The sequence below is a fragment of the Streptomyces sp. NPDC002784 genome (assembly GCF_053592135.1).
The window spans coordinates 97,945-122,609 of the sequence record NZ_JBSFVD010000014.1; the positions used below are offsets into that span (position 1 = coordinate 97,945).

Consider the following 24,665-nt stretch of genomic DNA (forward strand, 5'->3'; position numbering starts at 1 on the left):
TCGTGTCCGTGCCGGTTGCGGTGGCGAGAAGTGGGGCCGCGGGCTGTGTTGAGCTGGCGGTCGGCGTCCGCGCGGCGGTGGGCGGACCTCGTTGTCAGTGGCGACCCGCACAATGGATGCCGTACCGCTGCAGGTGGACGGAAAGGCGGCGTGTGGCATGACCGTGTGGGATGACCTCGTCGGGCAGGAGAAGGTGAGCGAGCAGCTCATCGCCGCTGCCCGGGACGCCGACGCCCTGGTCACCGCGGCCGCCACCCACGTCCCGCCCCCCGAGGCGTCGAAGATGACGCACGCCTGGCTCTTCACGGGCCCCCCCGGCGCCGGCCGCGCCCAGACGGCCCGGGCCTTCGCCGCCGCGCTCCAGTGCGTCAGCCCCGACCGCGCCCTCGGCGGGACCCCCGGCTGCGGCTTCTGCGACGGCTGTCATACGGCGCTGGTGGGCACCCATGCCGACGTCAGCACGGTCGCCGCCGTGGGTTCGCAGATCCTCGTCGACGACATGAGGGACACCGTCCGCAAGTCGTTCACCTCACCGGCCACCGGCCGCTGGCAGATCATCCTGGTCGAGGACGCCGAGCGGCTGAACGAGAAGTCGGCCAACGCCGTCCTGAAGGCGGTGGAGGAGCCTGCCCCCCGTACGGTCTGGATGCTGTGCGCCCCGTCCATCGAGGACGTCCTGCCCACGATCCGCTCCCGCTGCCGCCACCTGAACCTGCGCACGCCCTCCGTCGACGCGATCGCGGACATGCTCGTACGCCGGGAGGGCATCGAGCCCGCGGTCGCCGCCGCCGCGGCCCGCGCCACGCAGGGCCACGTCGACCGGGCGCGCCGGCTGGCCACGGACCCGGCCGCGCGCGAGCGCCGGGCCGCCGTTCTCAAGCTGCCGTTGCGGGTCGAGGACATCGGCGGCTGCCTCAAGGCCGCGCAGGAACTCGTCGACGCGGCGGCCGAGGACGCCAAGCAGCTCGCCGAGGAGATGGACGGCAAGGAGACCGAGGAGCTGAAGACGGCCCTCGGCGCGGCTCAGGGCGGCCGGCTCCCGCGCGGCACGGCGGGCGTGATGAAGGACCTGGAGGACAAGCAGAAGCGCCGCCGCACCCGCACCCAGCGCGACAGCCTCGACCTCGCCCTGACCGACCTCACCGCCTTCTACCGCGACGTCCTCGCCCTCCAGCTCGGCTCCCGCGTGGCCATCGCCAACGCCGACGCCGAGGACACCCTGGAGCGGCTCGCCCGCGGCAGCTCCCCGGAAGCCACGCTGCGCCGGATCGAGGCCATCGCCGCGTGCCGGGACGCGCTGGACCGCAATGTGGCTCCGCTGCTGGCGGTGGAGGCGATGACGATGGCGCTGAGAGCGGGCTGAGACCGGCGGCTCCAGGCGGCAACCGGTCACCATACGGCGCGGCCCACGCGCCAGGCGGGCAGCTCACCCCCACCCCGTCCCCGTCACGATCAACGGCAGGTTGACCACGTAACCCGTATGAGCTGTGATCCTCACGGAGGGCTCTCGTGCCGCTGCACAGAGTTACGCTCGTTTGATGCACCTCAGGCGCCCCCACCCGACCCCCACCCCAAGTCCCCGGTCCCACCGGCACGCCCGTCCCCGGCCCCACGGAGTCCGCGCGGCCGGAGCCCTGATCGGCGTCGCCGCCCTGGTGGTCTCCGCCTGCTCCACGGGCGGCTCGACCACGTCCGCGAGCCCGGCGGCGGAGGCCGCGCTGGCCGCGCTGCCGCAGGCGACCCCGGACGCGCTGTCGCCGTACTACGGCCAGAAGCTGAACTGGCGCGAGTGCGGGATCCCCGGCTTCGAGTGCGCCACGCTGAAGGCGCCGCTCGACTACGCCGAGCCGGGGGAGGGCGACGTCCGGTTGGCCGTCGCCCGCAAAAAGGCCACGGGCCCGGGCAAGCGGATCGGGTCGCTGCTGGTCAACCCGGGCGGGCCGGGAGGCTCGGCGGTCGCCTACCTCCAGGCGTACGCCGGGATCGGCTACCCGGCCGAGGTCCGCGCCCGCTACGACATGGTCGCCCTCGACCCGCGGGGCGTCGCCCGCAGCGAACCGGTCGAATGCCTCGACGGGCCCGAGATGGACACGTACACCCGGACCGATCTGACACCCGACGACGAGCGGGAGCAGACGGCGCTGGTCGAGGCGTACAAGACGTTCGCGGAGGGCTGCGGGGCGGACTCCCCGGAGCTGCTGCGCCATGTGTCCACCGTCGAGGCGGCCCGGGACATGGACATCCTGCGCGCGGTGCTGGGGGACGAGCGGCTGAACTACGTCGGGGCGTCCTACGGCACCTTCCTCGGGGCGACGTACGCGGGGCTGTTCCCCAAGCGCGCCGGCCGGCTGGTCCTGGACGGCGCGATGGACCCGTCGCTGCCCGCCCGCCGGCTGAACCTCGACCAGACCGCGGGCTTCGAGACGGCGTTCCAGGCGTTCGCGCGGGACTGCGTCCAGCAGCCCGACTGCCCGCTGGGCAGGAAGACCGGCGAGGTCGGCAAGAACCTCAAGGCGTTCTTCGGCAAGCTCGACGCCCGGCCGATCCCCACGGGCGACGCGGACGGCCGCGAGCTGGGTGAGTCCCTGGCCACCATCGGCGTGATCGCGGCGATGTACGACGAGGGGGCCTGGGCGCAGCTGCGCGAGGCGTTGACCGCGGCGATGAAGGAGAACGACGGCGCGGGCCTGCTGGCCCTCGCGGACAGCTACTACGAGCGGGACGCGGAGGGCCGCTACTCGAACCTGATGTTCGCCAACGCCGCCGTGAACTGCCTGGACCTCCCGCCCGCCTTCGACACCCCCGAGCAGGTGCGGGACGCCCTGCCGACCTTCGAGAAGGCGTCCCCCGTTTTCGGTGAGGGCCTGGCCTGGGCCTCTCTGAACTGCGCGTACTGGCCGGTGGCCCCCACGGGCGAGCCGCACCGCATCGAGGCGAAGGGCGCGGCCCCGATCGTCGTGGTCGGCACCACCCGCGACCCGGCGACGCCGTACCGCTGGGCCCGCGCGCTGGCCGCCCAGCTCTCCTCGGCCCGCCTCCTCACCTACGAGGGCGACGGCCACACCGCGTACGGCCGGGGCAGCGACTGCATCGACCGCACGGTCAACGCGTACCTCCTGCGAGGGACCCCGCCGGCGGACCGGAAGCGCTGCTCATAGCCCCCGTACCGGCCCCGGTCCCACCCCCGCCGGGGCCGGTACGGAGCACCTTCCGAAACTGTGTAGACTTACCGACGTTGCTGATCGCACCATAGTGCGGACAGCGCGCCGCCTTAGCTCAGATGGCCAGAGCAACGCACTCGTAATGCGTAGGTCTCGGGTTCGAATCCCGAAGGCGGCTCCACCAGGACCCCGGTCGGATCGCTCCGAGCCGGGGTCTTTTTTGCTGCGCGGTAGTGGAAGCGGAAGCGGTAGTGGAAGCGCGCGGACCGGGGGCAGGGGCACCTGCGCGGCGAGGGGGGTGGACGCGGGTCCCGGTCGTTCACCTCCGACGACCGGGACCCTGTGCGTCCCCGGACCGGCCGCGGCGGTAACACTCCCCCGAGCAACGCGTCTTACGCGCGCACCGTCGAGCCGGATCCGATGTAGTGATCACATCAGGTTCCACCAACGGATCGCTAACATGTGGCCAAAGGTTCGCCGTGCCGCAGTCGGCCGACTGGCGTGAAGACGCCGGGGCCATCGTGCCGGACGGGCGGAACGGCAGCGGATCCCGGCGGGTGGCCCGTCGGGGACAGGGTGGCGGAATACCGCCGTCGACCGGCGGAAATCCGCCACGACGGCCGGGCTACGCCGTGGCGCGCGGGGCGCGGGAAGGCAGTGGGCGGCGTGGAGCGGTACGAGCTGCGGTTCGGACTGCTGGGGCCGCCGGTGCTCTACGACCCCGGCGGCGACGGCGCCGTGGTCCGCCCCGTCGGCAGCCCCAAGCTCCGGGCCCTCCTGGCCGCCCTCCTGCTCGAAGCCGGCCGTACCGTCTCCGTCGACGCGCTCAAGGACGCGCTCTGGGGCGGCGCGCCGCCCGCCTCCGCGCACGCCTCCCTGCACAACCACGTCACCCGGCTGCGCCGCCTCCTCGACGACCCGGCGCGACTGCGCGCCGTGTCCCCCGGGTATCTGCTGCGCGTCGACGACGGCGAGCTGGACGTCCATGTCTTCGAGGCGCACCTCGCCACCGCGCGCGCCGCCCACGCCTCCCGGGACTGGCGCCGCGCCCTGTGCGAGTGCACCGCAGCGCTCGCCCTGTGGCGCGGCGCACCCTTGAGCGGACTCCCCGCCGACCTGGGCGGTTACCCGTTCGTGAAACGCCTCAGGGAGGCCCGGCTGCTGCTCCTGGAGTGGCGCTACGACGCCGAGTTGGCCCTCGCCGACGGCCGACCGGACGTCCTGCTCCCGGAGTTGTCCGCCCTCGCCGCCGAACACCCGCTGCGCGAGGCCTACCACCGCCAGCTGATGCTCGCGCTGCATCGCAGCGGACGTCAGGCGGAGGCGCTCGCCGTCCACCGCGACCTGCGGCACCGGCTCGTGGAGGAACTCGGCGTGGAGCCGGGCGTCGCCGTCCGCGGGGCGCACCTGGAGGTGCTGCGGGAGCCGGCGGAGGAAGCGGGCGGCGTTGAGCGCTCTGGAGCTGTGGGTGGGGCCAGGGGCTCGGTGTCTTCCGGAGCTGTGGGTGCGGTCAAGGGCTCGGTGTCTTCCGGAGCTGCGGGCGAGGTCAAGGGCCCGGTGTCTTCCGGAGCTGCGGGTACGGCCAACAGCCTGCCGCCCTCCGGAGCCGCTGGCGAGGCCAAAGTCCCAGCGTCCTCCGGAGCCGCTGGCGAAGCCAACACCCCGGCGCCCTCCAAAGCCCCTGACGAGCCCCACACCCCGGTACCCTCCGGAGCCGTTGCCGACGACGCCAAAACCCCCGCACCCCCCATCCGCCCAGCCCAACTCCCCCCGCCCCCCGCCCACTTCACCGGCCGCACCCATCTCGCCGACGACCTCCGCCGTACCCTCGCCGGTCCTGCCCCCAGCCCCGCCAGCCCCGCCAGCCCCGTCATCACAGTCCTGACCGGCATGGCCGGCCTCGGCAAGAGCGCTCTGGCCCTCCACATCGCCCACGCCCTGACGGACCGCTTCCCCGATGGCCAGCTCTACGTCAACCTGCACGGCGCCACTCCGGGCATGCTCCCCCTCACCTCCGCCCAGGCCCTGGCCGCGCTTCTGCGGGACGTCGGAGCCGACCCCCGCGCCATCCCCGAACACCCCGACGCCGCCGCCGCGTTGCTGCGCTCGATGCTCGCCCCCACCCGCACCCTGCTGGTCCTGGACGACGCCGCGAACGCCGCACAGGTACGCCCCTTGCTCCCCGCGGGCCCCGGCTGCGCCGTGATCATCACCAGCCGTTCCTCCCTCGCCGCCCTCGACGGCGCCCGGCGCATCCCGCTCACGCCCCTGTCCGCCGAGGACAGCGCGGCACTGCTGCGGGCGGTGTCCGGACGCGACGACGGGATCGACGCCGGCCACCCCCTCGTCGAACTCACCGGCCGCCTTCCGCTCGCCCTGCGAGTGGTCGCCGCCCGGCTGGCCGCCCGCCGCGCCCTCACCCCGGAGGTGCTGGCCGGTCAACTGGCCGCCACCGAAGGGCGGTTGCACCACCTGGAGTACGACGACCTCAGCGTCCGCCGCTCCCTGGCCGTCGCGCACGACGCGCTCGCCGCCTCCGACCGCGAGGCCGACCGGGACGCCGCCCTCGTACTGCGCCGCATCGGCGCCCTCGACCTGCCCGAGTACGGCGCCCCCCTGCTGGCCCGCCTGAGCGGCATCGGCACCCGGCGCGCCGAGGACGCCCTCGACCGGCTCGTCGACGTGGCCCTCCTGGAGGAAACGGCACTCGGCCGCTACGTCCCCCACGACCTGGTCCGCGACTTCGCCCGCGAACTGGCCGGCACGGAAGGCGGCACCGCCGTCGTCGAAACCGCCCTGAACTGGTACGCCGCCCTCGCCGAACGCACCCTGACCGCGATCGTCGACCCCGGCCTCGACCAGGACGACCGCCGCCGTCCCACCTCCAGCCAGCCGCCCGAGCACGCGTCCCACGTCACCGGCACCCACCCCTTCACCGGCCCCGAGGAGGCGTTCGCCTGGGGCGACACCGAGCTGAAGAACGTGGTGGCCCTGGCCGAGCGGTACGCCGACGCGCCCGAGCCCCGTATCGCCGCCCGCCTGTGCACGCTGCTGCGCCTGATCTTCCCGTACCTCCAACGCGGCGGCCGGGTCGCCCGAGATGGAGACCCTCGGCCGGGTCGCGCTGCGGGTGGCGCGGCGGCTCGGGGACGAGGCGGCCGAGGCGTACGCCCTCGGTGACCTGGCCGGACTGCACTTCCTGACCGGCCGGCAGAACGACGCCCTCGCCCTCAACGACCAGGCCCTGGCCATCTGGCGGCGGCTCGGCCTCCTCTCCTGGATCCGCCGCTCCCTGAACAACCGTGGCCTGCTGCTCGAAGGACTCGGCCGCTACGAGGAGTCGGGGCGGGCGCTGCGCCAGAGCCTCGCCTACTCGCGGCGGCTGAACGACCCGTACGGCGAGGCCGTGACCCACCAGCACCTCGGGAACCTGTACGAGCACACCGACCCCCGCGCCGCCATCGAGCAGCACCGTCTCTCGCTGGCCATCGGCGAGACGATCGGCAATGCCCTCCTCCAGCTCTACGCGCGGTGCAACATCGGTTACGCCCATCTCACCCTCGGCGAACCGGACGCGGCCGCCCGGCACTTCGAGGAGACCCTGCGGGACCTCGCCGACCAGGGCGACTGGCACGGCGAGTCGCAGGCCCGCCTCGGCCTGGTCCGCTCCCTGCGGCTGCTGGGCCGCACCGAGCGGGCCGCCCACGAGTGCGCCGAACTGCTGCGCCGCGCCGACGCCCGCGCCGACCGCTACATGGGCGGCCTCGCCCGCCACCAGCACGGACTCCTGTTGCGCGAGTCGGGCCGTACCGAGGAGGCCCGCTCGGCATGGACGGCGGCGCGGGACGCACTGGACGGGACCGACGAGAAGACGGTGCTCACCGAACTCGCGACGCTGCTCGCCGCGCACGCCTGATCACTTCGCCGCTCACCACCCCCGCCTGATCACTTCGCTGCTCGCCGCGCACGCCTGATCACCTCGCTCCTCGCCACTCCCGCCGACCACCTGCTCCTCGCCCCCCGCCTGATCACTTCGCGTCCGCATAGCACTCCACCACCGCCGTGGTGAACGGAAACCGCACCGGCGTCTCCCCGAACGTCAGCCGCCCCGCCAGCTCGGCCGCCTCCCGGATCGCCGCCACGACCGCCTCCGCCTCCTCCTCGGGACAGTGCACGATCACCTCGTCGTGCTGGAAGAACACCAGCTCGGCCGCCTTGCCCGCGCAGGCCTGACGCAACGCGGCGAGCAGCAGCAGCGCCCAGTCGGCGGCGCTGCCCTGGACGACGAAGTTACGGGCGAAGCGGCCCCGCGCGCGGGCGTCCGTGGAGGCGTACCCGGGCACCCACTGCGCGGCCTCGTCGGAGTCGTCGCCGACCGGGATGCCCGCCTCCTCCGCCGACTCCTCGCCCGCTCCGGCCGCGGGCGGGCAGGTGCGGCCCAGCCAGGTGCGCACCAGCCGCCCCTCCTCACCGGCCCGCGCCGCGTCGTCGACGTAGGCCACGGCGAGGGGGAAGCGGCGGCGGAGTGCGGCGAGGTTCTTCAGGCCGTCGCCGGAGGTCTGGCCGTAGACCGCGCCGAGCACCGCGAGCTTGGCCTGGGCGCGGTCGCCGGAGAAGGCCCGGTCGGAGACCGACTGGTACAGGTCGCTCTCCCGGCCCGCCACCTCCATCAGACCGGGGTCGCGGGAGATGGCGGCCAGCACGCGCGGCTCCATCTGGTCGGCGTCGGCGACGACGAGCCGCCACCCGGGGTCGGCGACGACCGCCCGCCGGATCACCTTGGGGATCTGCAGCCCGCCCCCGCCATTGGTCACCCACCGCCCGGTGACCGTGCCGCCCGCGAGGAACTCCGGGCGGAACCGCCCCTCGCGCACCCAGTCCTGGAGCCAGGACCAGCCATGGGCCACCCAGATCCGGTACAGCTTCTTGTATTCGAGCAGCGGCGCCACGGCCGGATGGTCGACGGACGCGATCTCCCAGCGCCGGGTCGACCGCACCTTGATGCCGGCCTGCGCGAAGGCCTTGACGACATCGGCGGGCAGATCGGGCCGGACCCGGCGGCCGAAGGCGGCGGACACCTCGTCGGCCAGCTCGGCCAGGCGCCGGGGCTCGCCACCGCCCGCGTACCGCTCGCCGAGCAGGTCGTGCAGCACCCGGCGGTGGACGTCGGCGCTCCACGGCAGCCCGGCGCGGTTCATCTCGGCGGCGACCAGCATCCCCGCCGACTCGGCGGCCGTCAGCAGCCGCATCCGCTCCGGGTGCGCGGCCTTGTCGTGCCGCCGCTGCTGCTCGGCGTAGACCTCCAGCAGGTCGGCCAGCGGCACATGGACGGCCTGCGGCTCGAAGAGCGAGGACTGGGCGCCCGGCTCGGCGGGCCGCTGGGGCGGGTCGGGCGGTACGGGTCCGCCGCGCAGCCGGGCCAGGGCCGCGGCCGCGGAACGGGGCTCGCCGTACCGCCCCTCGTGGCCGAGCAGGAGGGTCTCGGCGTCCTCGATGTCGTAGCACCGCTCCACTCGCACCCCCGTGGCGAGCAGGCGCGGGTAGACCTCGGCGGTGGAACGCCAGACCCAGCGCGCGACCTCCGGCCTGCCGCGCACCGCCGCGGCGAGGTCCGGCTCCCGCACGACCGGCCCCGCGGGCACCCCGTCCGGGCCGAGGGGGGCGAGTTCCGCGCCACCGTCCTCGGCCGGTGCGAGAGCCCACCGGTCGGTCATGTCAGGAGTGTGGCAGGAGGGTCTGACAACGGCCCTCGGCTACTTCGGCGAGGTCACCGCCAGCCGCACCGCCAGGCCCGTGAACACCGTGCCGGAGACGATGTTGAGCCAGCGGTTCACCCGCCTGCTGCGGCGGAGCAGGTCCGCCAGCCGGCCGGCCAGCAGGCCCACGCAGCCGTCCCAGAGGAACCCCATCAGCACGAGTGTCCCGCCGAGCAGGAGCAGCTGCCCCGGCACACGCCCGAGCGACGGGTCCACGAACTGCGGCAGGAACGCCACGTTGAACAGGATCACCTTGGGGTTCAGCAGATTGGTGACGGCACCCTGCCAGAAGGCCCGCCGCATGCCCGAGCCGGTGTCGGCGGTTCCGTCCTCGCCCGGCACCGAGCGGTCCCGGAACGCCTTCACCGCGAGGTAGAGCAGATAGGCCGCGCCCACCCAGCGCAGCACGTGGTAGAGCGTCGGCAGCGTCGTGAACAGCGCCGACAGGCCGAGCGCCGCGGCGACCGTGTGGACGAGCATCGCGCAGGCCACCCCGAACGCCGCCATCACTCCCGCCGTGGGTCCGCCCCGCCCGCCCATCGCCACGATGAACATCATGTCGGGGCCCGGGGTGATGCAGAGCGCGAAGGCGGCGACCAGAAACGCCGCGTACAAAGACATGTCCACCATGCGGCCATGCTCGGAGCACCCACGCGCGGGGGCGACCGATTTTCGGGGAGTGAGACGATCGGCGGGTGAGCAGTACGAACAGTTCGAGCGGCGGCAAGAGCGGCACGCGCGGCACCGTGGACCGCGCCTTCGAGGCCGCCCTCCACACCGACTCCGACAGCGCCCTGGACACCGGCGCCTCCCTCCTCGCCGCCGACGCCGGCGCGGACGCGGAACTGGAGCGCCGGGGCCGGGAGTTCGTCGCGGCGGCCTGGCGGCGCGGCTGGCAGCCCGCCGACGTCGTACGCGTCGTCCGGCGTGACCTGGACGACGTACATCTGCGCCTGCTCGCGGCCCTCATCCACGCGCAGGCGCCGGACGACGTGCCGCGCGGCCCGCGGTGGCGGGCGCAGCTCGACGAGCTGGACGCGCCGCCCACGCGCGCGGGCGACCGCTTCACGCACGCCACCGCCGTCCTGGAGCTGTACCGCCTGCTGCTGCGCCTGCCGCCCCTGGAACCCCTCGACGATCCGCGGCACTCCCGCAGGCCCGAGTCGCGCATGCTGACCCGGATCCGCGCGCTGCTCGCCAAGGCGGAGGGAACGGGGTTCCCGGAGGAGGCGGAGGCGCTGACCGCCAAGGCACAGGAGCTGATGGCCCGGCACAGCGTCGACGAGGCGCTGCTGGCGGCCCAGGCACCCGCGCCCGACATCCCCGGCGCCTGCCGGATCGGCGTCGAGCCGCCGTACGAGCAGGCCAAGGCGATGCTGCTGGACGCGGTGGCCGCCGCGAACCACTGCCGCGCGGTGTGGAACGAGGCCGTCGGCTTCTCCACCGTCGTCGGGTTCGAGGCCGATCTGGAGGTGGTCGAGCTGCTCCACACCTCGCTCCTCGTGCAGGCGCAGACCGCGATGACGAAGGCGGAGGCGGCCCAGCGCGCCGGCGGGCGCAAGCGGACCAAGACCTTCCGGCAGTCCTTCCTCGCCGCCTACGCCCACCGCATCGGCACCCGGCTCGCGCGGGCCGCCGAGACCCAGGTGAGCGACGACCTGCTGCCGGTCCTGGCCTCCCGGGAGGTCGCGGTCACCGCCCGGCTCGACCACATGTTCCCCGAGACCACCACGACCCGGCTGCGCGGCGTGACCGACGCGGCGGGCTGGACCGAGGGCGCGGAGGCCGCCGATCAGGCGCAGGTGCGGGCCAGGCGCCGGCTGGAGTAGCTCAGTCGCCCTGCTGGAACCCGCTCACCGTGGCGTCGGGCTGGTCGCCCTTGAGCGCGACATCGCCGTACGACCAGGGAAAGCTGTGCGTCGCGTCGGCGCCGGGCAGCGCGAAGTCGGCCGTCTTCACGGCGAGGCCGCCGCCCGCCTGCGCGCGCACATAGGTGACGGTGACGGACACCGAGCCGCCCCGCGCGAGCGTCCGCTTCTCCTGCGTCGCCGCCGCGTCGGGGGCCACCTCCGCCGAGGTGCCGCCCGCCTTCAGGGTCACCGAGGGCAGGCCGTCCAGGGTGCAGTCGGCGCCGTCGTTGGTGAGGGTGACGGGCACGTTGCCGGTGTCCCCGGCGGCCGGGGCGGCGTTGGCCGGACCGACCTGCACCTCCAGGGCGGCGAGCCGGCAGGCGGCCGTGGCCTTGTCGCCCTGCTTCGCGTCCGCGCCGCCGTCACCGCCCTCACTGTCACCGCAGGAGGTCAGCAGAAGGGCCGCGGCGAGGGCGGCGAGGGGGAGGGCGGTGGCGCGCATGTGGTGTCCTCTGAGGCGTGCGTGACGGATCGCGTACACCGATCATCACGCATACGATCACGTGCGCCGATCATCCCGCATACGGCTGTGCGTCGCCGTCCCGCATACGGCTGTGCGTCGCCGTCCCGCATGCGGCTGTGCGCCGGTTGCCGAACCTCCGGGGCCCGGGGACTCCGGGGCTACTGGCCCGCCGTCGGCAGCCCCGTGGGCAGGGTGGCGCCGTCGGCCTTCCGGTAGGTCTCGGTGCCCAGGCCGCTGTCCCAGGTCACCTTGAGCGTGTCCGCGCCGACGGATTCGACCGTCCCGCTCGACCGGTCCTTGCTGCCGTCCGTGCAGGTGAGTTCGATCGTGCCGCCCGCGGTGCCGCTGCACACGGTCCCGCCGGTCGCGAACAGCCCCGCCTTGCTGCCGGTGACGACCAGCGCCACCGCCTTGCCCTTGGTCGTGGCGAGCCAGCTGCCCTCCAGGTCACCGGCGGGGGACGCCGTACTCCCGCCGCCCCCTCCGGTGTCGGCGGCCCCCGTGGAGGCCCCCGTGGCGGACGGCGTGGCACTCGCGCTGGGCGAGGCGTCGTCCGAGGAGTCGCCGTCGCCGCACCCGCCCAGCACGAGCACGCCGGTCAGCCCCGTGGCCGCGGCCATGATCCGCATCCGCCTGCGCGCCACGCGCGCGTACCTCGCCGAAGTCACTGCAAGCCCCCAGGATGAGCCGGTTAGGACGCCACGACCGCAGCAAGCTACCAGGACGTAACCAGGACCAGGACCAGGACCAGGGCGACGACCGTCACCAGGACGACTTGCGTACCCCCGGGAGATATCCCGCGTGCGCCTGCTGCCGCAGCGACACCCGGGACAGCCCGAACGCCCGGAAGTACCCGCGCGGGCGCCCGTCGACCTGGTCCCGGTTGCGCACGCGCGTGGGGCTCGCGTCGCGCGGCTGGCGCCGCAGCTCCCGCTGTGCCGCGAGCCGTTCGGCCTCCGTCGACGACGGCCGCCGGATGATCTCCTTCAGCTCGGCCCGCCGCCGGGCGTACCGCGCGACGATCTCCTGCCGCTTCTCGTTCTTCGCGATCTTGCTCTGCTTCGCCATCAGCCCCGTACCTCCCGCGTGTTCTGCTTCGCCATCAGCCCCGTACCTCCCGCGTCCTCCCGCGTGCTCCGCTTCGCCATCAGACCCGCACCCCCCGCGCGCGGATGCGTGCCACCGCCGCCTCGACCCCGATCGAGTCGACGGTCTTGATCCCCTTCGCGCTCAGCCTCAGCCGCACATGCCGCCCCTCGCTCGGCAGCCAGTACCGCTTGGACTGGATGTTGGGGTCGAAGCGGCGGGAGGTCCGCCGGTGGGAGTGGGAGATGTGGTTGCCGAAGCCGGGCCGGGCGCCGGTCAGCATGCAGTGGGCGGACACAGGTGACGCACCTCTCTCGAACGCGGTGTGTAAATGGAATTCATTTTCAGTAAGGTACCAGCATGGCTCGCAACGAACTCCGGCCGGTCATCAAGCTCCGGTCCACCGCCGGCACCGGCTACACCTACGTGACCCGCAAGAACCGCCGCAACGACCCGGACCGCCTGACCCTGCGCAAGTACGACCCGGTCGCCGGCCGCCACGTCGACTTCCGAGAGGAGCGCTGAGGTCATGCGCGAGGGAATCCACCCGCCCTACGGCCCCGTCGTCTTCCGCGACCGCGCCGCCGACTACGCCTTCCTCACCCGCTCGACGATGACGAGCGAGAAGACCATCGAGTGGGAGGACGGCCACACCTACCCCGTCGTGGACGTCGAGATCTCCGACGTCAGCCACCCCTTCTACACCGGCACCGCGCGCGTGCTGGACACCGCGGGACGGGTGGAGCGCTTCGAGCGCCGGTACGGAAAGCAGGACTGATGCTCCCCGTCGTGCTCGTCGGCGGACTGCACGCCGACGCCCGCAGGGCCGCCGTCGACCGGCTGCTCGCCGAGGTCCCCGGCAGCGTCGTGCTCCACCACGACCTGGCCACGGCCCCGGCGGGCACGGTCGTACGGACGGTCCGCGACGCCACCGGTGTCCTGGACACCGGCGAGGCCCCCCTCGTCAACGACTGCGCCTGCTGCGCCCTGCGCGAGGACCTCGTGCCGGAGCTGAAGCGCCTCGAAGCCGCGGGCGGCACCTCGCTCGCGGTCGTCGAGCTGTGGGACTCCGTCGAACCCAAGGCGATGGCGGAGGTCGTCACCTCCGGCGGCCTCACCGTCACCGGCGTGGTGACCGCCGTCGACCCGGCGCTGCTGCTGCCGTACCTCGGCAACGGCGACGACCTGGCCGAGCGGGGCCTGGCAGCCGCCGCCACCGACCAGCGCACGGTCGCCGACACCTTCGCGCGCCAGTTGGAGTACGCCCCCGTGCTGGCCCTCCTCGACTCCCCGGAGGCCGACGACGAGGACCGTGAACTGCTCGCCCAGCTGCACCCGACCGCCCGCCGGGTCCTGATCGGCCACGGCGACCTGGCGGGCGCCGCACGCGCCGGGTTCGACGTCGAGGCCGCCGCGGCCGCCCAGCACCCCGCCTGCGCGCTGCTGCCCGCCGAGGCCGACGCGCACGGCGTGGCCACGCTGGTGTGGCACCGGCGCCGGCCCTTCCACCCGGAGCGGCTGTACGCGGCGCTGGAGGACCTGACCTGTGCCGCCGCCCGCAGCAGGGGCAGGTTCTGGCTCGCCGACAAGCCGGACACGCTGCTGCACTGGGACGCGGCCGGGGGCGCCCTGTGCGTGGAGAGCGCCGGCCCCTGGCTCGCCTCGCTGCCCGACGCGGCCTGGGAGATGGTCCCGCCGGTGCGCCGGGCCGCCGCCGCGCTGGACTGGCACCCCGAGCACGGCGACCGCGGCCAGCACCTGGTGTTCACCTCGCCCGGCCTGGACCGGGACGGCCTCGCCCAACTGCTGGAGTCCTGCCTGCTGACCGACGCCGAGTACGCCGCCGGGCGCGACGCCTGGAAGCGGCTGCCGCCCGCCTTCGACACCCTCCTGGAGGTCTGACCCGCCATGCCCCGCAAGAGCGACCGCATGCCCGCCAAGAACCGCCCCAACCCGCTCGACCGGGCCGGGATCGAGTACGTCGACTACAAGGACACCGACCTGCTGCGGAAGTTCGTCTCCGACCGCGGCAAGATCCGCAGCCGCCGCGTGACCCGGGTCTCCGCGCAACAGCAGCGACAACTGGCCAAGGCCGTCAAGAACGCCCGCGAGATGGCGCTGCTGCCGTACGCGAGCCGCTAGGCAACGGCCGACACCGCACCCCTCACCAGGCGGACACTGCGCTCACCGACGTACGGGGCCGCCCCCATTCGTACGAGTGTTTCCGGCACGCGTGTCCGGCTGACTCGTCCCACTGCCCGGTCGTATACCCGACGAAGACCCGATCCGGACACCGCACCCGATGACGACCTCCCCGTCATCGGGTGCGGGCGCTCGCGCGGGCAGGTGCCGGGTGCACAGCCCTCCGGCACCAGGTGGTCGCCCGGTGCCGACGAGGCGGACGGCGGGCGTCCACTGGGAGGGAGACGATCCGGTCGGTCCGGTCGCCGGACCGTCGGTCGGATGGTGGAACACCAACGGCTCCGCGTGCGTCTGTTCCTAGTACACGAGGGATCCGATCCGGACGATCCGGCTCGGACGGGGGGTGGCGGTCGCATGTTCTGCGAGCTCCGGGGCAGACGCCGGAACGGCTTCGCCGACGCGCGCGTCACAGCTGTAACCGCAGGAACACCCCGCGTGCACGTGCATCTGCCCGTGCATCCTCCCATGCATCAGCACTTGAACAAGGTTATGATCCGGGTCAGTTGACCATTGCATCAATGGCCTCACCAGCCAGTGCACCACCGGGGAGCGACCTGTGGACCACGACGTGTACGACGTTGAAGACGCGTCCGGCGTGTACAACGGCATGGCCGCCGCCCAGATCGGCGGTGTGGCCTGGCAGAAGAGCAGGCACAGCAACTCGCAGGGATCCTGCGTGGAGTTCGCCCGATTGCCCGGCGGCGATGTCGCCGTGCGCAACTCGCGGTTCCCGGACGGTCCGGCGCTCGTCTACACCCGCGCCGAGATCGAGGCGATGCTTCTGGGCATCAAGGACGGCGAGTTCGATCACTTGATAGCGGGCTGAGACCCGGCCGGGCAACTCGGGGGACTTTTCCGGCAATCGGCACGGTGACCGGGACGTCATGCGCCTGCGACGCGCGTAGAACCGCAGCGCCGTACAGCGCCGCGGCCCATCACTCGGCGGGGCTCGGCTGCGGCGTGTGCGGCAGCCGGAACAGCGCCCAGACCACCTTGCCGTTGAGCGTGCCGGCCAGCGGGTGCCAGCCCCAGCTGTCGGCGAAGGAGTCCACCAGGAACAGGCCGCGGCCGGACTCCGCCGAGAAGTCGTCCGTGTCGCGGGCGACGGGGCTGTCGTGGCTGGGGTCGCGCACCGCGCACACCAGCCGCTCGGTCCACCGCATCAGATGCAGCCGTACCGGAGGCGTCTGGTCGGGCACGCGCGTGTGGTGCGCGGGCAGCGCGTGCCGGAGCGCGTTGGTGACGAGTTCGGACACCACCAGACAGACGTCGTCGAAGCGCTCGCCCGTGTCCCACTGGTCGAGGGTTCTGCGGGTGAAGTGCCGGGCCTCGCGCACGGCTTCGTAACGGGCGGGCAGTGCGCAGGAGGCGGCGTTGGACACGGCCGCGGGATCAAGCGGCGGAAGGCCCTGCCGTAACGGCTCGAGCATGGTCGATCCATTCGTCCCCATGCGAGGCACTCCCGGGAATTCGCGGTCGTTGCGATGCAGCGGTTGCGCGGGACCATGGTTTCGGATGCGTACAGCAGATGCAAGGGCAGATGCACGTGCACGTGACCGAATTGGACCCTCCCGTACCGCTTGTTGGCCATTTTTTCCGCCATCTTGGTACTCCCGGCTTGCCTTCTGCTTCCTCCTTCCTGAGAGAAATCTTTGGCTTCTTTCCTTCTCTGTAATCGGACGAGTACAGCTCGGAGTGTTTTAGTGGCAGACTTCGGGCCCTGGAGAGGTTGGGGAGGCTGGCGAACGTGAGCGCGGGAGAGCCCGGATCGGTGGTGCGGCGCATGCTGCTCGGCTCGCAACTCAGGCGGCTGCGTGAGGCGCGCGGGATCACGCGTGAGGCCGCGGGGTACTCGATCCGCGCGTCCGAGTCGAAGATCAGCCGGATGGAGTTGGGCCGGGTGAGCTTCAAGACCAGGGACGTGGAAGACCTGTTGACGCTGTACGGCATCACCGACGAGGTCGAGCGCACTTCGCTGCTCGCCCTCGCCAAGGAGGCCAACGTCGCGGGCTGGTGGCACAGTTACTCCGACGTGCTGCCCAGCTGGTTCCCCACCTATGTCGGCCTGGAGGGCGCCGCCGCGCTGATCCGGGTGTACGAGGTGCAGTTCGTGCACGGCCTGCTCCAGACCGAGGCCTACGCCCGTGCGGTCGTCCGGCGCGGGATGAAGGGCGCGAGCGAGGCCGACGTCGAGCGGCGGGTGGCGCTGCGGCTGGAGCGGCAGAAGCACCTCGTCGACGAGAGCTCCCCCGAGCTGCACATCGTCCTCGACGAGGCCGCCCTGCGCCGCCCCTACGGCGACCGCGAGGTGATGCGCGGCCAGCTGCAGCATCTGATCGAGGTCTCCGAGCGCCCCAACGTCCGGCTGCAGATCATGCCGTTCAGCTTCGGCGGGCACTCCGGCGAGTCCGGCGCCTTCACCATCCTCAGCTTCCCGGAGTCCGACCTGTCGGACGTCGTCTATCTGGAGCAGCTCACCAGTGCGCTGTATCTGGACAAGCAGGAGGACGTCGCCCAGTACGAGAAGGCGCTCAAGGAGCTCCAGCAGGACAGCCCGGGGCCGGCCGAGAGCCGCGATCTTCTCCGAGGACTCCTTCAACTGTCTTGAAACACAAGTACGATGACGTGTGATCAGACCGTGGAGATGATCAGAAACTGATCAGGTGTCCGCTAGGGATTCGAGGGATCACATGTCGTCCTGCTTCACCGACCTGGCCCAGCAGTACATCGACGGTGAATGGCGCCCGGGCACAGGTTCCTGGGACATCATCGACTTCAACCCGTACGACGGTGAGAAGCTCGCCTCGATCACCATAGCCACGGTCGACGAGGTGGATCAGGCCTACCGGGCCGCCGCCCGCGCCCAGAAGGAATGGGCCGCGACCAACGCGTACGCGCGTCGCGCCGTCTTCGAGAAGGCCCTGCGGCTGATCGAGGACCGGGAGGCGGAGATCAGCGAGATGATCATCGCCGAGCTGGGCGGCACCCGGCTGAAGGCGGCCTTCGAGCTCCACCTCGCCAAGGAGTTCCTGCGCGAGGCGGTCCACCTGGCGCTGCGCCCCGAGGGCCGGATCATCCCCTCGCCGGTGGACGGCAAGGAGAACCGCGTCTACCGCGTCCCGGTCGGCGTCGTCGGGGTGATCAGCCCGTTCAACTTCCCCTTCCTGCTGTCGCTGAAGTCCGTCGCCCCCGCCCTCGCGCTCGGCAACGCCGTCGTGCTCAAGCCGCACCAGAACACCCCGATCGTCGGCGGCACCCTGGTCGCGAAGCTCTTCGAGGACGCGGGCCTGCCCGCCGGACTGCTCAATGTCGTCGTCACCGACATAGCGGAGATCGGCGACGCCTTCATCGAGCACCCGGTCCCGAAGGTCATCTCCTTCACCGGCTCCGACAAGGTCGGCCGCCATGTGGCCACCGTCTGCGCCTCGCACTTCAAGCGCTCGGTGCTCGAACTCGGCGGCAACAGCGCCCTGGTGGTCCTCGACGACGCCGACCTCGACTACGCCGTCGACGCCGCGGTCTTCAGCCGCTACGTCCACCAGGGCCAGGTCTGCATGGCCGCCAACCGGGTCCTGGTCGACCGTACGGTCGCCGACGAGTTCACCGAGAAGTTCGTCGCCAAGGTGCGCACGCTCAAGGCGGGCGACCCGCGCGACCCCGAGACCGTCATCGGCCCGGTCATCAACTCCTCGCAGGCGGACGCCCTGTCCGGCGTCGTCGAGCAGGCCGTCGCCGAGGGCGCCACCGCCCTGGTGCGGGGCACGACCACCGACAACCTGGTCGAGCCGTCCGTGCTGACCGGGCTGCCGGCCGACTCCGCCCTGCTCCGGCAGGAGGTCTTCGGACCGGTCGTCTTCCTCGTCCCGTTCGACGGCGAGGAGGAGGCCGTACGCCTCGTCAACGACACCCCGTACGGCCTGAGCGGCGCCGTCCACACCGGGGACATCGAGCGGGGCGTGTCCTTCGCCAAGCGGATCGACACCGGCATGTTCCATGTGAACGACGGCACCGTGCACGACGAGCCGATCGTGCCTTTCGGCGGCGAGAAGCACTCCGGCGTCGGCCGCCTCAACGGCGAGACCATGCTGGACGCGTTCACCACGCTGAAGTGGATCTCCGTGCAGCACGGGCGCAGCGGGTTCCCCTTCTAGATCTTTTTCCCGGGTTCGGATCTTTCCCCGGGTTCGGATCTTTTCTCCGGTTCACATCTTTTCTCCGGGGCGGGCCATTGAGGACCGGAGCTGACCTCAATGGCCCGTAGTTTCGTGGGTGTCAGGCAAGGAGCCCCATCGACGGAAGGCGGCCGCCATGGTCACCCACGTTCCCGCGGAAGCACCCGGCGACGAGCGCGGAGCGCTGCTCGGCTTCCTGGCCGAGCAGCGCGGCGGCATCCGCCGCTCGGTGCTCGCGCTCACCGACGAGCAGGCGTCCTCGCGGCCCAGCGCCAGCGAGCTGTCCCTGGCCGGCCTGGTCAAGCATGTGGCCGAGGTCGAGCAGTACTGGGTCTCCCTGGCCAAGGGCGAGCCGCCGGCCGTGCAGCGGGACCGGTCGAACTGGCACGAGTGCTTCGTGCTGGTCGAGGGGGAGACGCTCGCCTCGCAGCTGGACTACTGGGAGAAGGTCGCCGCCGGGACGGAGGCCCTGATCCGCTCGGCACCGAGCCTCGACGACACCTTCGCGCTGCCCGACATGCCCTGGTTCCCCCCGGAGGGCCGGGTCTCCCTGCGCTGGCTGGTGCTGCACCTGATCCGCGAGACCGCCCGGCACGCGGGCCACGCCGACATCATCCGGGAGTCCCTGGACGGCAAGACGGCCTTCGATCTGGTTGCCCTCGCCGAAAGCTGAGGTCATAACCTGGGGCGCATGTCAGCGATCCGTCTCCTGGTGCTCGGCGCGGTGCGTCAGCACGGGCGGGCCCACGGCTACCAGGTGCGCAACGACCTGGAGTACTGGGGCGCGCACGAGTGGTCCAACGCCAAGCCCGGCTCGATCTATCACGCCCTGAAGCAGATGGCGAAACAGGGACTGCTGCACGCGCACGAGATCGCGCCGTCCACCGCGGGGGGTCCGCCCCGCACCGAGTACGAGATCACGGACCGGGGCACCGAGGAGTACCTGCGGCTGGTCCGTGAGGCGCTGGTCTCCTACGACCAGAAGATGGACGTGAAGTCGGCGGCCATCGGCTTCATGGTGGATCTCCCGCGCGCGGAGACGGTGGCCCTGCTCAGGGAGCGGATCCGGCGCAGCGAGGAGTGGCGGTCGGCCGTCACCGAGCACTACGTGCCCGAGGACGGCCCCGGCCAGCTGGGCCACATCGGCGAGATCATGAACCTCTGGGTGCACACGGCCGACGCCGAGGCCGAGTGGACCCAGGGGCTGATCGAGCGGATCGAGGGCGGCGCGTACACCTTCGCGGGGGAGGGTGAGCCGTTCGTCGGCGTCCTCGCCGAGGGCGAGGAGAACCCGTACGCGACCGGGGAGCCGCATGCAGGAGATGCGAGCTAATCAAGTTTGACGACCGGGGGTCCGGGTACTACCCTCGGGGCTCGTAGTCAACTTTGACTAGCGGAGGAGGGTCCGTGGCCGATCCGGCGATCACCGTCGAAGGCGCGCACAAGAAGTACGGCGAGAAGAAGGCACTGGACGGGCTGGACCTCCGGGTCGGGCGCGGCACCGTGCACGGGGTGCTGGGGCCGAACGGCGCGGGCAAGACCACTCTGGTCCGGGTGCTGTCGACCCTCCTGCGGCCCGACGCGGGCCGGATCGAGGTGGCCGGCCACGACGTGCTGACCGAGGCCCGCGCGGTCCGCTTCCGCATCGGCCTGCTCGGCCAGCACGCGGCGCTCGACGAGGAGCTCAGCGGCCGGCAGAACCTGGAGCTGTTCGGCCGCCTCTACCACCTGGGCGCCCGCCCCGCGCGCGTGCGTGCCGACGAGCTCCTGGAGCGCTTCGGACTCGCCGACACCGGACGTAAGGCGGTACGGCAGTACAGCGGCGGCATGAGGCGCCGGCTGGACCTCGCCGCGTCCCTGATCACCGACCCGGAGGTGCTGTTCCTGGACGAACCCACGACCGGCCTCGACCCCCGCGGCCGCACCGAGGTGTGGGCCGCGGTCCGCTCCCTGGTCGGCGGCGGGACGACGGTCCTGCTCACCACCCAGTACCTGGAGGAGGCCGACCAGCTCGCCGACCGGATCTCGGTCGTCGACGCGGGCCGGGTCATCGCCGACGGCACCGCCGACGAGCTGAGGTCCGCCCTCGGCGGCGACCGCATCGACGTCGTCCTGCGCGACGCCGGCCAGCTCGGCGCCGCCCTCGCCCTGCTGCCGCTCGACCCGGCGGCGGTCCGGGCCGACGCCGACCGCCGGCTGCTGAGCGCCCCGGTCACCGACCGGATGGCGGCGCTCTCCGGAGTCGTACGCGCCCTTGAGGAGGCCGGCATCGAGGCGGAGGACATCGCCCTGCGCCGCCCGACGCTGGACGAGGTGTTCCTGCACCTCACCGGCGATCACCGAGTGAAGGAGGCCGTATGACCGCCTACGCACTGACCGACTCCTGGACCATGACCCGCCGCGAGCTGGCCCACTGGGCACGCCAGCCGGTGCAGGTCGTGGTGAACCTGGTCTTCCCGGTGATGCTGCTGCTGATGTTCGGCTACCTCATCGGCGGCGGCCGGGGCGTCCAGGGCTCCTACATCGACTACCTCGTCCCCGGCATGCTGGCGCTCACCATGGCCTTCGGCCTGGAGGGCACGATGATCGCGGTCACCCAGGACCTGAACAAGGGGGTGATCGACCGCTTCCGCTCCCTGCCGATGGCCAACGGAGCGGTGCTGGTGGGCCGTTCGGCGGCCGACATGCTCCAGTCGGCGCTGTCCCTGTTCGTCCTCATGGGCGTCGGGTACGCCCTGGGCTGGCGGGTGGACGGCGGCCCCGGGGCCTTCCTGGGCGCGGTGGGACTGCTGCTGCTCTTCCGCTTCGCCATGCTCTGGATCGGCATCCACCTGGCGCTGGTGGCCGGGAAGCCGGAGATGGTGCAGGCGGTGCAGATCCTGGTCTGGCCGGTCGGCTTCCTGTCCAACGCCCTCGCCCATCCGGAGTCCATGCCCGACTGGCTGGGCACGGTCGTCGAGTGGAACCCGATGTCCGCGACGGCGACGGCGGTCCGCGACCTGTTCGGCGGCACCGGCACGGATCAGGTGGCGGCGGCGGTCGTCTGGCCGTTGGTGCTCCTGGCGGTGTTCTTCCCGCTGGCGGTGCGGCGGTTCGGGCGGCTCAGCAAGTGAGCCGCCGTCCGCGCGGGGTGGGGCGGCGCCGTGCGGGCTAGTGATGGAAGGCCGTCGCCTGTCCCGCGTCCCGCCCCAAGGGCCCTGGCTGCCTCCTGAGTTCGGGCAGCAGGCGCTGGAGGTCGTCCAGGAGGAGCGCCGCGAGGTCGGTCGAGAAGCCGTTGCGGCACACCACCCGCAGCACCGACAGGTCCTCCCGGTTCGGCGGGAAGGTGTACGCGGGCACCAGCCAGCCGCGCTCGCGCAGCCTGCGGGACACGTCGAAGACGTCGTACGCCGTCACCTCCGGCGCCGTGGTGAAGGCGAAGACGGGCAACTGGTCGCCCCGGGTAAGCAGGTCGAAGTCGCCGAGGGCTTCGATCTGTCCGGCCAGCCGGGTCGCGACGTCCCGCGAGGCCTGCTGCACGGCCCGGTAACCCTCGCGGCCCAGCCGCAGGAAGGTGTAGTACTGCGCGACGACCTGGGCGCCGGGGCGGGAGAAGTTCAGCGCGAAGGTCGGCATGTCGCCGCCCAGGTAGTTCACGTGGAAGACGAGTTCGTCGGGCAGGGCGTCCTTGTCCCGCCACAGCGCCCAGCCGACGCCCGGGTAGACCAGCCCGTACTTGTGCCCGGAGGTGTTGATCGAGGCCACGCGCGGGAGGCGGAAGTCCCACACCAGGTCCTCGTCGAGGAAGGGCGCGACCATCGCGCCCGAGGCGCCGTCCACGTGCACCGGGATGTCGTACCCGGTGCGCTCCTGGAGGGCGTCCAGGGCGGCGCACAGCTCGGCGATCGGCTCGTAGGAGCCGTCGAAGGTGGAGCCGAGGATGCCCACGACCCCGATGGTGTTCTCGTCGCACAGCTCGGCCGCCGCCTGGGGATCGAGGTGGAACCGCCCGCCCTCCATGGGGACCGGTCGGGCCTCCACCTCCCAGAAGGTGCAGAACTTCTCCCAGCAGACCTGGACGTTGACGCCCATGACGAGATTGGGGCGACCGCCGGTGTTCCGTCTGCTCCACCGCCGCTTGAACGCCATCCCCGCCAGCATGCACGCCTCGCTGGAACCGGTCGTCGAACAGCCCACGGCGGCCGCCGGATCGGGCGCGTTCCACAGGTCGGCGAGCATCGCCACACAGCGCCGCTCCAGCTCGGCGGTGCGCGGGTACTCGTCCTTGTCGATCATGTTCTTGTCCCGGCACTCCGCCATCAGCACCCCGGCCTGCGGCTCCATCCAGGTGGTGACGAAGGTGGCCAGATTCAGCCGGGCGTTGCCGTCCAGCATCAACTCGTCGTGGACCAGCTGGTACGCCGTCATCGGCGGCAGCGGGCGGTCCGGGAGCCGGTGCCGGGGCGGCGCCTCGGTCATGCCGCCGACCGGATTGGCCTGACCGTAGAAGGGGTTGACGGACGGGGGCCGGTCGTCGGAACGGCCGGGGCCCTGGTGCAGTGCCATCGAGTTCTCCAAAGCGGTGGGGAGTTCAGCGGAGCGGGGTGCCGTCCTCGCGCAGCTGCATCTGCGGGCGCCCCGTCACCAGCAGCCAGGCGGGCAGCGACGCGATGCACAACAGGGCCAGGACCGCGGGGGAGGCCACCAGGACGGCGGCGACGAACAGGCTCACCCAGCCCTGCCGGGTCACCGCGAGCAGCACCCCGAGCACGCCCGCCGAGACACCGACCGCCGGATGCACCGCCGGCACCAGGGCGTGGGCGCACAGACCGAGGGCCGCCCCGACGAACACGGCCGGGAAGATCCGCCCGCCCCGGAAGCCGCAGCAGGCGGCGACGAGCAGCGCGGCCAGCTTCACCACCGCCATCACCGCGAACTCGCCCGCCGTCCAGCCGCCGGGGTCGGCCGCGAGCTCCCCGACCTCCTCCAGCCCCTTGAAGAGCGTCAGATGGCCGCCCAGGGCCCCCAGCAGCCCCAGCACGAGCCCACCCACCGGAAGCATCAGCATCGGGTGCCGCAGCCGGCCGAAGGCGGCGTGGACGTACGGGAAGGCGTACACGGCCGCCATGCCGAGCAGCGCGCCCGCGGACGCGACCACCAGCGCCGCGAGCAGATCGCCCCAGCCGGGGTGGTCGAAGGCGGGAAGCCCCAGGTCGAAGGTGGGACGGGCGACCAGTTCGGTGGTGATCGCCCCGGCGGCGGCCGCGACGAGGGGCGCGAAGACGTTGTCCCACAGTGCCCCCTTGGCCGGCCGCCCGGCCAGCGCCTCCGAGATCACCAGCGCCGCGGCCACCGGCGTGCCGAACAGCGCGCCGATCGTCGCGGCCTCCGCCAGCGCCGCCCACAGTCCGCCCGGCACCCGGGGCAGGAGCCGGTGCCCGAGCCAGAGGGCCAGCCCGACATTGACGGCGATGATCGGGTTCTCCGGGCCGAGGCTCGGCCCGCCCGCGAGCATCAGGGCGGTCGCCAGCAGCAGTCCCGGCAGGACGACGGGCGGCAGCGCGGGCGCGTCGAGCCCGGTGGTGGCCGGGTCGGGCCCGGCGTGTCCGGGCGCCTTCCAGACCACCAGTCCGACGGCCACCCCGGTCGCGGTCAGCACGGTCAGCATCCACGGCACGGAGGAGCGGCCCACCCCCAGCGCGTCGGGCAGGTCCTGCCAGAGCACGTGCTGGAGGGCCTCGGCGGCCTCGCTCACCCCGAGGAACAGCAGCGCGGCAGCCACGCCCACCACCAGGGCGGGGAGGACCAGCGGCAGCAGGGCGCGGGCCGGGGTCGCCGGCGCGGCGGGCGCCTGCGGCGCGGTTCCCTGGGGCACGGGGGACACGATAAACCGGCAAAGCGGTCAATACGGTCGTATTCCATGGGCTTGCACCTCA

At 72.5% G+C, this 24,665-nt stretch carries 25 protein-coding genes and 1 tRNA gene; 17 read left to right on the forward strand and 9 right to left on the reverse strand.

Annotation, left to right across the window (positions count from 1 at the left end; genetic code table 11):
- The first annotated feature begins 157 nt into the window (after nt 1-157).
- From ACWD1Z_RS23530 to ACWD1Z_RS23550, 5 genes are all read left to right on the forward strand, one after another.
- A complete protein-coding gene (locus ACWD1Z_RS23530; RefSeq protein WP_451121490.1) occupies nt 158-1,363 on the forward strand; it encodes a DNA polymerase III subunit delta' in 1,206 nt (401 codons plus the stop codon).
- A 175-nt stretch (nt 1,364-1,538) separates the two neighbouring features.
- Nucleotides 1,539-3,158: an alpha/beta hydrolase gene (locus ACWD1Z_RS23535; RefSeq protein WP_451121491.1), complete on the forward strand. Its 1,620-nt coding sequence runs from the start codon at nt 1,539-1,541 to the stop codon at nt 3,156-3,158.
- A 107-nt stretch (nt 3,159-3,265) separates the two neighbouring features.
- A tRNA-Thr gene (locus ACWD1Z_RS23540) sits at nt 3,266-3,342 on the forward strand.
- Between the two features lie 485 nt (nt 3,343-3,827).
- Nucleotides 3,828-6,341: a BTAD domain-containing putative transcriptional regulator gene (locus ACWD1Z_RS23545; protein WP_451121493.1), complete on the forward strand. Its 2,514-nt coding sequence runs from the start codon at nt 3,828-3,830 to the stop codon at nt 6,339-6,341.
- Nucleotides 6,262-7,077, forward strand: coding sequence for a tetratricopeptide repeat protein (locus ACWD1Z_RS23550; RefSeq protein ID WP_451121495.1), 816 nt, complete (start codon nt 6,262-6,264; stop codon nt 7,075-7,077). Before ACWD1Z_RS23545 ends, ACWD1Z_RS23550 begins: the two co-directional genes overlap by 80 nt.
- 112 nt (nt 7,078-7,189) lie before the next feature.
- Here the strand turns inward: ACWD1Z_RS23550 and ACWD1Z_RS23555 are convergent, their stop codons facing one another.
- Together ACWD1Z_RS23555 and ACWD1Z_RS23560 are read right to left on the reverse strand one after the other, a co-directional pair.
- On the reverse strand, nt 7,190-8,875 hold the full coding sequence (locus ACWD1Z_RS23555; RefSeq protein ID WP_451121497.1) for a bifunctional 3'-5' exonuclease/DNA polymerase: 1,686 nt from the start codon (nt 8,873-8,875) through the stop codon (nt 7,190-7,192).
- A gap of 39 nt (nt 8,876-8,914) precedes the next feature.
- Entirely contained in the window at nt 8,915-9,547 is a 633-nt protein-coding gene (locus tag ACWD1Z_RS23560) for a LysE family translocator (protein ID WP_451121499.1), read from the reverse strand.
- A gap of 65 nt (nt 9,548-9,612) precedes the next feature.
- On the opposite strand from ACWD1Z_RS23560, the gene ACWD1Z_RS23565 reads away from it, so the two are divergent.
- A complete protein-coding gene (locus ACWD1Z_RS23565; protein WP_451121501.1) occupies nt 9,613-10,746 on the forward strand; it encodes a DUF2786 domain-containing protein in 1,134 nt (377 codons plus the stop codon).
- Between the two features lies 1 nt (nt 10,747).
- Here the strand turns inward: ACWD1Z_RS23565 and ACWD1Z_RS23570 are convergent, their stop codons facing one another.
- The 4 genes from ACWD1Z_RS23570 to rpmB form a co-directional block, all read right to left on the reverse strand.
- A complete protein-coding gene (locus ACWD1Z_RS23570; RefSeq protein ID WP_451121503.1) occupies nt 10,748-11,269 on the reverse strand; it encodes a DUF4232 domain-containing protein in 522 nt (173 codons plus the stop codon).
- Nucleotides 11,270-11,448: 179 nt separating this feature from the next.
- Nucleotides 11,449-11,919: a hypothetical protein gene (locus tag ACWD1Z_RS23575; RefSeq protein ID WP_451121630.1), complete on the reverse strand. Its 471-nt coding sequence runs from the start codon at nt 11,917-11,919 to the stop codon at nt 11,449-11,451.
- A 133-nt stretch (nt 11,920-12,052) separates the two neighbouring features.
- Entirely contained in the window at nt 12,053-12,358 is a 306-nt protein-coding gene (gene rpsN / locus ACWD1Z_RS23580; RefSeq protein WP_451121505.1) for a 30S ribosomal protein S14, read from the reverse strand.
- A 79-nt stretch (nt 12,359-12,437) separates the two neighbouring features.
- Nucleotides 12,438-12,674 carry a 50S ribosomal protein L28 gene (gene rpmB / locus ACWD1Z_RS23585; protein ID WP_389416917.1) on the reverse strand — a complete coding sequence of 79 codons (237 nt, stop codon included), beginning with the start codon at nt 12,672-12,674 and terminating at the stop codon, nt 12,438-12,440.
- 62 nt (nt 12,675-12,736) lie between these two features.
- On the opposite strand from rpmB, the gene rpmG reads away from it, so the two are divergent.
- The 5 genes from rpmG to ACWD1Z_RS23610 all read left to right on the forward strand — a co-directional run bounded on the left by rpmG (nt 12,737) and on the right by ACWD1Z_RS23610 (nt 15,404).
- On the forward strand, nt 12,737-12,901 hold the full coding sequence (gene rpmG, locus ACWD1Z_RS23590) for a 50S ribosomal protein L33 (RefSeq protein WP_030361075.1): 165 nt from the start codon (nt 12,737-12,739) through the stop codon (nt 12,899-12,901).
- Between the two features lie 4 nt (nt 12,902-12,905).
- Nucleotides 12,906-13,154, forward strand: a complete 249-nt coding sequence (locus ACWD1Z_RS23595; protein WP_389416918.1) for a type B 50S ribosomal protein L31 — start codon at nt 12,906-12,908, stop codon at nt 13,152-13,154.
- Nucleotides 13,154-14,278, forward strand: a complete 1,125-nt coding sequence (locus ACWD1Z_RS23600; protein ID WP_451121508.1) for a CobW family GTP-binding protein — start codon at nt 13,154-13,156, stop codon at nt 14,276-14,278. The genes ACWD1Z_RS23595 and ACWD1Z_RS23600 overlap by 1 nt, the downstream gene beginning before the upstream one ends.
- A 6-nt stretch (nt 14,279-14,284) precedes the next feature.
- Nucleotides 14,285-14,518, forward strand: coding sequence for a 30S ribosomal protein S18 (rpsR, locus tag ACWD1Z_RS23605; RefSeq protein ID WP_389416920.1), 234 nt, complete (start codon nt 14,285-14,287; stop codon nt 14,516-14,518).
- Nucleotides 14,519-15,134: 616 nt separating this feature from the next.
- Nucleotides 15,135-15,404: a DUF397 domain-containing protein gene (locus ACWD1Z_RS23610; RefSeq protein ID WP_389416921.1), complete on the forward strand. Its 270-nt coding sequence runs from the start codon at nt 15,135-15,137 to the stop codon at nt 15,402-15,404.
- Nucleotides 15,405-15,513: 109 nt separating this feature from the next.
- On the opposite strand, the gene ACWD1Z_RS23615 is transcribed toward ACWD1Z_RS23610, so the two are convergent.
- Entirely contained in the window at nt 15,514-16,008 is a 495-nt protein-coding gene (locus tag ACWD1Z_RS23615; RefSeq protein WP_451121510.1) for an ATP-binding protein, read from the reverse strand.
- A gap of 353 nt (nt 16,009-16,361) precedes the next feature.
- Between ACWD1Z_RS23615 and ACWD1Z_RS23620 the strand changes: the two genes are divergently transcribed.
- The 6 genes from ACWD1Z_RS23620 (at nt 16,362) to ACWD1Z_RS23645 (ending at nt 21,863) form a co-directional block, all read left to right on the forward strand.
- Nucleotides 16,362-17,186, forward strand: coding sequence for a helix-turn-helix domain-containing protein (locus ACWD1Z_RS23620; protein ID WP_389417014.1), 825 nt, complete (start codon nt 16,362-16,364; stop codon nt 17,184-17,186).
- Between the two features lie 82 nt (nt 17,187-17,268).
- Complete coding sequence (locus tag ACWD1Z_RS23625; protein WP_451121512.1) at nt 17,269-18,729, forward strand: aldehyde dehydrogenase family protein; 1,461 nt, start codon at nt 17,269-17,271, stop codon at nt 18,727-18,729.
- A gap of 157 nt (nt 18,730-18,886) precedes the next feature.
- Nucleotides 18,887-19,423, forward strand: a complete 537-nt coding sequence (locus ACWD1Z_RS23630) for a DinB family protein (protein ID WP_451121514.1) — start codon at nt 18,887-18,889, stop codon at nt 19,421-19,423.
- A gap of 18 nt (nt 19,424-19,441) precedes the next feature.
- Entirely contained in the window at nt 19,442-20,083 is a 642-nt protein-coding gene (locus ACWD1Z_RS23635; protein WP_451121516.1) for a PadR family transcriptional regulator, read from the forward strand.
- Nucleotides 20,084-20,157: 74 nt separating this feature from the next.
- On the forward strand, nt 20,158-21,111 hold the full coding sequence (locus tag ACWD1Z_RS23640) for an ATP-binding cassette domain-containing protein (protein ID WP_451121518.1): 954 nt from the start codon (nt 20,158-20,160) through the stop codon (nt 21,109-21,111).
- On the forward strand, nt 21,108-21,863 hold the full coding sequence (locus tag ACWD1Z_RS23645; protein WP_389416927.1) for an ABC transporter permease: 756 nt from the start codon (nt 21,108-21,110) through the stop codon (nt 21,861-21,863). The genes ACWD1Z_RS23640 and ACWD1Z_RS23645 overlap by 4 nt, the downstream gene beginning before the upstream one ends.
- Nucleotides 21,864-21,900: 37 nt before the next feature.
- Here the strand turns inward: ACWD1Z_RS23645 and ACWD1Z_RS23650 are convergent, their stop codons facing one another.
- Nucleotides 21,901-23,295: a glutamate decarboxylase gene (locus ACWD1Z_RS23650; protein ID WP_451121520.1), complete on the reverse strand. Its 1,395-nt coding sequence runs from the start codon at nt 23,293-23,295 to the stop codon at nt 21,901-21,903.
- A gap of 25 nt (nt 23,296-23,320) precedes the next feature.
- On the reverse strand, nt 23,321-24,604 hold the full coding sequence (locus tag ACWD1Z_RS23655) for an ion channel protein (RefSeq protein WP_451121522.1): 1,284 nt from the start codon (nt 24,602-24,604) through the stop codon (nt 23,321-23,323).
- Nucleotides 24,605-24,665: the final 61 nt, after the last annotated feature.

Bases quoted from the DNA above. Each gene is read 5' to 3' on its own strand.
- ACWD1Z_RS23530 (WP_451121490.1), top strand. From the start codon at position 158: ATGACCGTGTGGGATGACCTCGTCGGGCAGGAGAAGGTGAGCGAGCAG.
- ACWD1Z_RS23535 (WP_451121491.1), top strand. From the start codon at position 1,539: ATGCACCTCAGGCGCCCCCACCCGACCCCCACCCCAAGTCCCCGGTCC.
- ACWD1Z_RS23550 (WP_451121495.1), top strand. From the start codon at position 6,262: ATGGAGACCCTCGGCCGGGTCGCGCTGCGGGTGGCGCGGCGGCTCGGG.
- ACWD1Z_RS23555 (WP_451121497.1), bottom strand. From the start codon at position 8,875: ATGACCGACCGGTGGGCTCTCGCACCGGCCGAGGACGGTGGCGCGGAA.
- ACWD1Z_RS23560 (WP_451121499.1), bottom strand. From the start codon at position 9,547: ATGGTGGACATGTCTTTGTACGCGGCGTTTCTGGTCGCCGCCTTCGCG.
- ACWD1Z_RS23570 (WP_451121503.1), bottom strand. From the start codon at position 11,269: ATGCGCGCCACCGCCCTCCCCCTCGCCGCCCTCGCCGCGGCCCTTCTG.
- ACWD1Z_RS23575 (WP_451121630.1), bottom strand. From the start codon at position 11,919: ATGCGGATCATGGCCGCGGCCACGGGGCTGACCGGCGTGCTCGTGCTG.
- rpsN (WP_451121505.1), bottom strand. From the start codon at position 12,358: ATGGCGAAGCAGAGCAAGATCGCGAAGAACGAGAAGCGGCAGGAGATC.
- rpmG (WP_030361075.1), top strand. From the start codon at position 12,737: ATGGCTCGCAACGAACTCCGGCCGGTCATCAAGCTCCGGTCCACCGCC.
- ACWD1Z_RS23595 (WP_389416918.1), top strand. From the start codon at position 12,906: ATGCGCGAGGGAATCCACCCGCCCTACGGCCCCGTCGTCTTCCGCGAC.
- ACWD1Z_RS23600 (WP_451121508.1), top strand. From the start codon at position 13,154: ATGCTCCCCGTCGTGCTCGTCGGCGGACTGCACGCCGACGCCCGCAGG.
- rpsR (WP_389416920.1), top strand. From the start codon at position 14,285: ATGCCCCGCAAGAGCGACCGCATGCCCGCCAAGAACCGCCCCAACCCG.
- ACWD1Z_RS23615 (WP_451121510.1), bottom strand. From the start codon at position 16,008: ATGCTCGAGCCGTTACGGCAGGGCCTTCCGCCGCTTGATCCCGCGGCC.
- ACWD1Z_RS23620 (WP_389417014.1), top strand. From the start codon at position 16,362: ATGCTGCTCGGCTCGCAACTCAGGCGGCTGCGTGAGGCGCGCGGGATC.
- ACWD1Z_RS23625 (WP_451121512.1), top strand. From the start codon at position 17,269: ATGTCGTCCTGCTTCACCGACCTGGCCCAGCAGTACATCGACGGTGAA.
- ACWD1Z_RS23630 (WP_451121514.1), top strand. From the start codon at position 18,887: ATGGTCACCCACGTTCCCGCGGAAGCACCCGGCGACGAGCGCGGAGCG.
- ACWD1Z_RS23635 (WP_451121516.1), top strand. From the start codon at position 19,442: ATGTCAGCGATCCGTCTCCTGGTGCTCGGCGCGGTGCGTCAGCACGGG.
- ACWD1Z_RS23645 (WP_389416927.1), top strand. From the start codon at position 21,108: ATGACCGCCTACGCACTGACCGACTCCTGGACCATGACCCGCCGCGAG.
- ACWD1Z_RS23650 (WP_451121520.1), bottom strand. From the start codon at position 23,295: ATGGCACTGCACCAGGGCCCCGGCCGTTCCGACGACCGGCCCCCGTCC.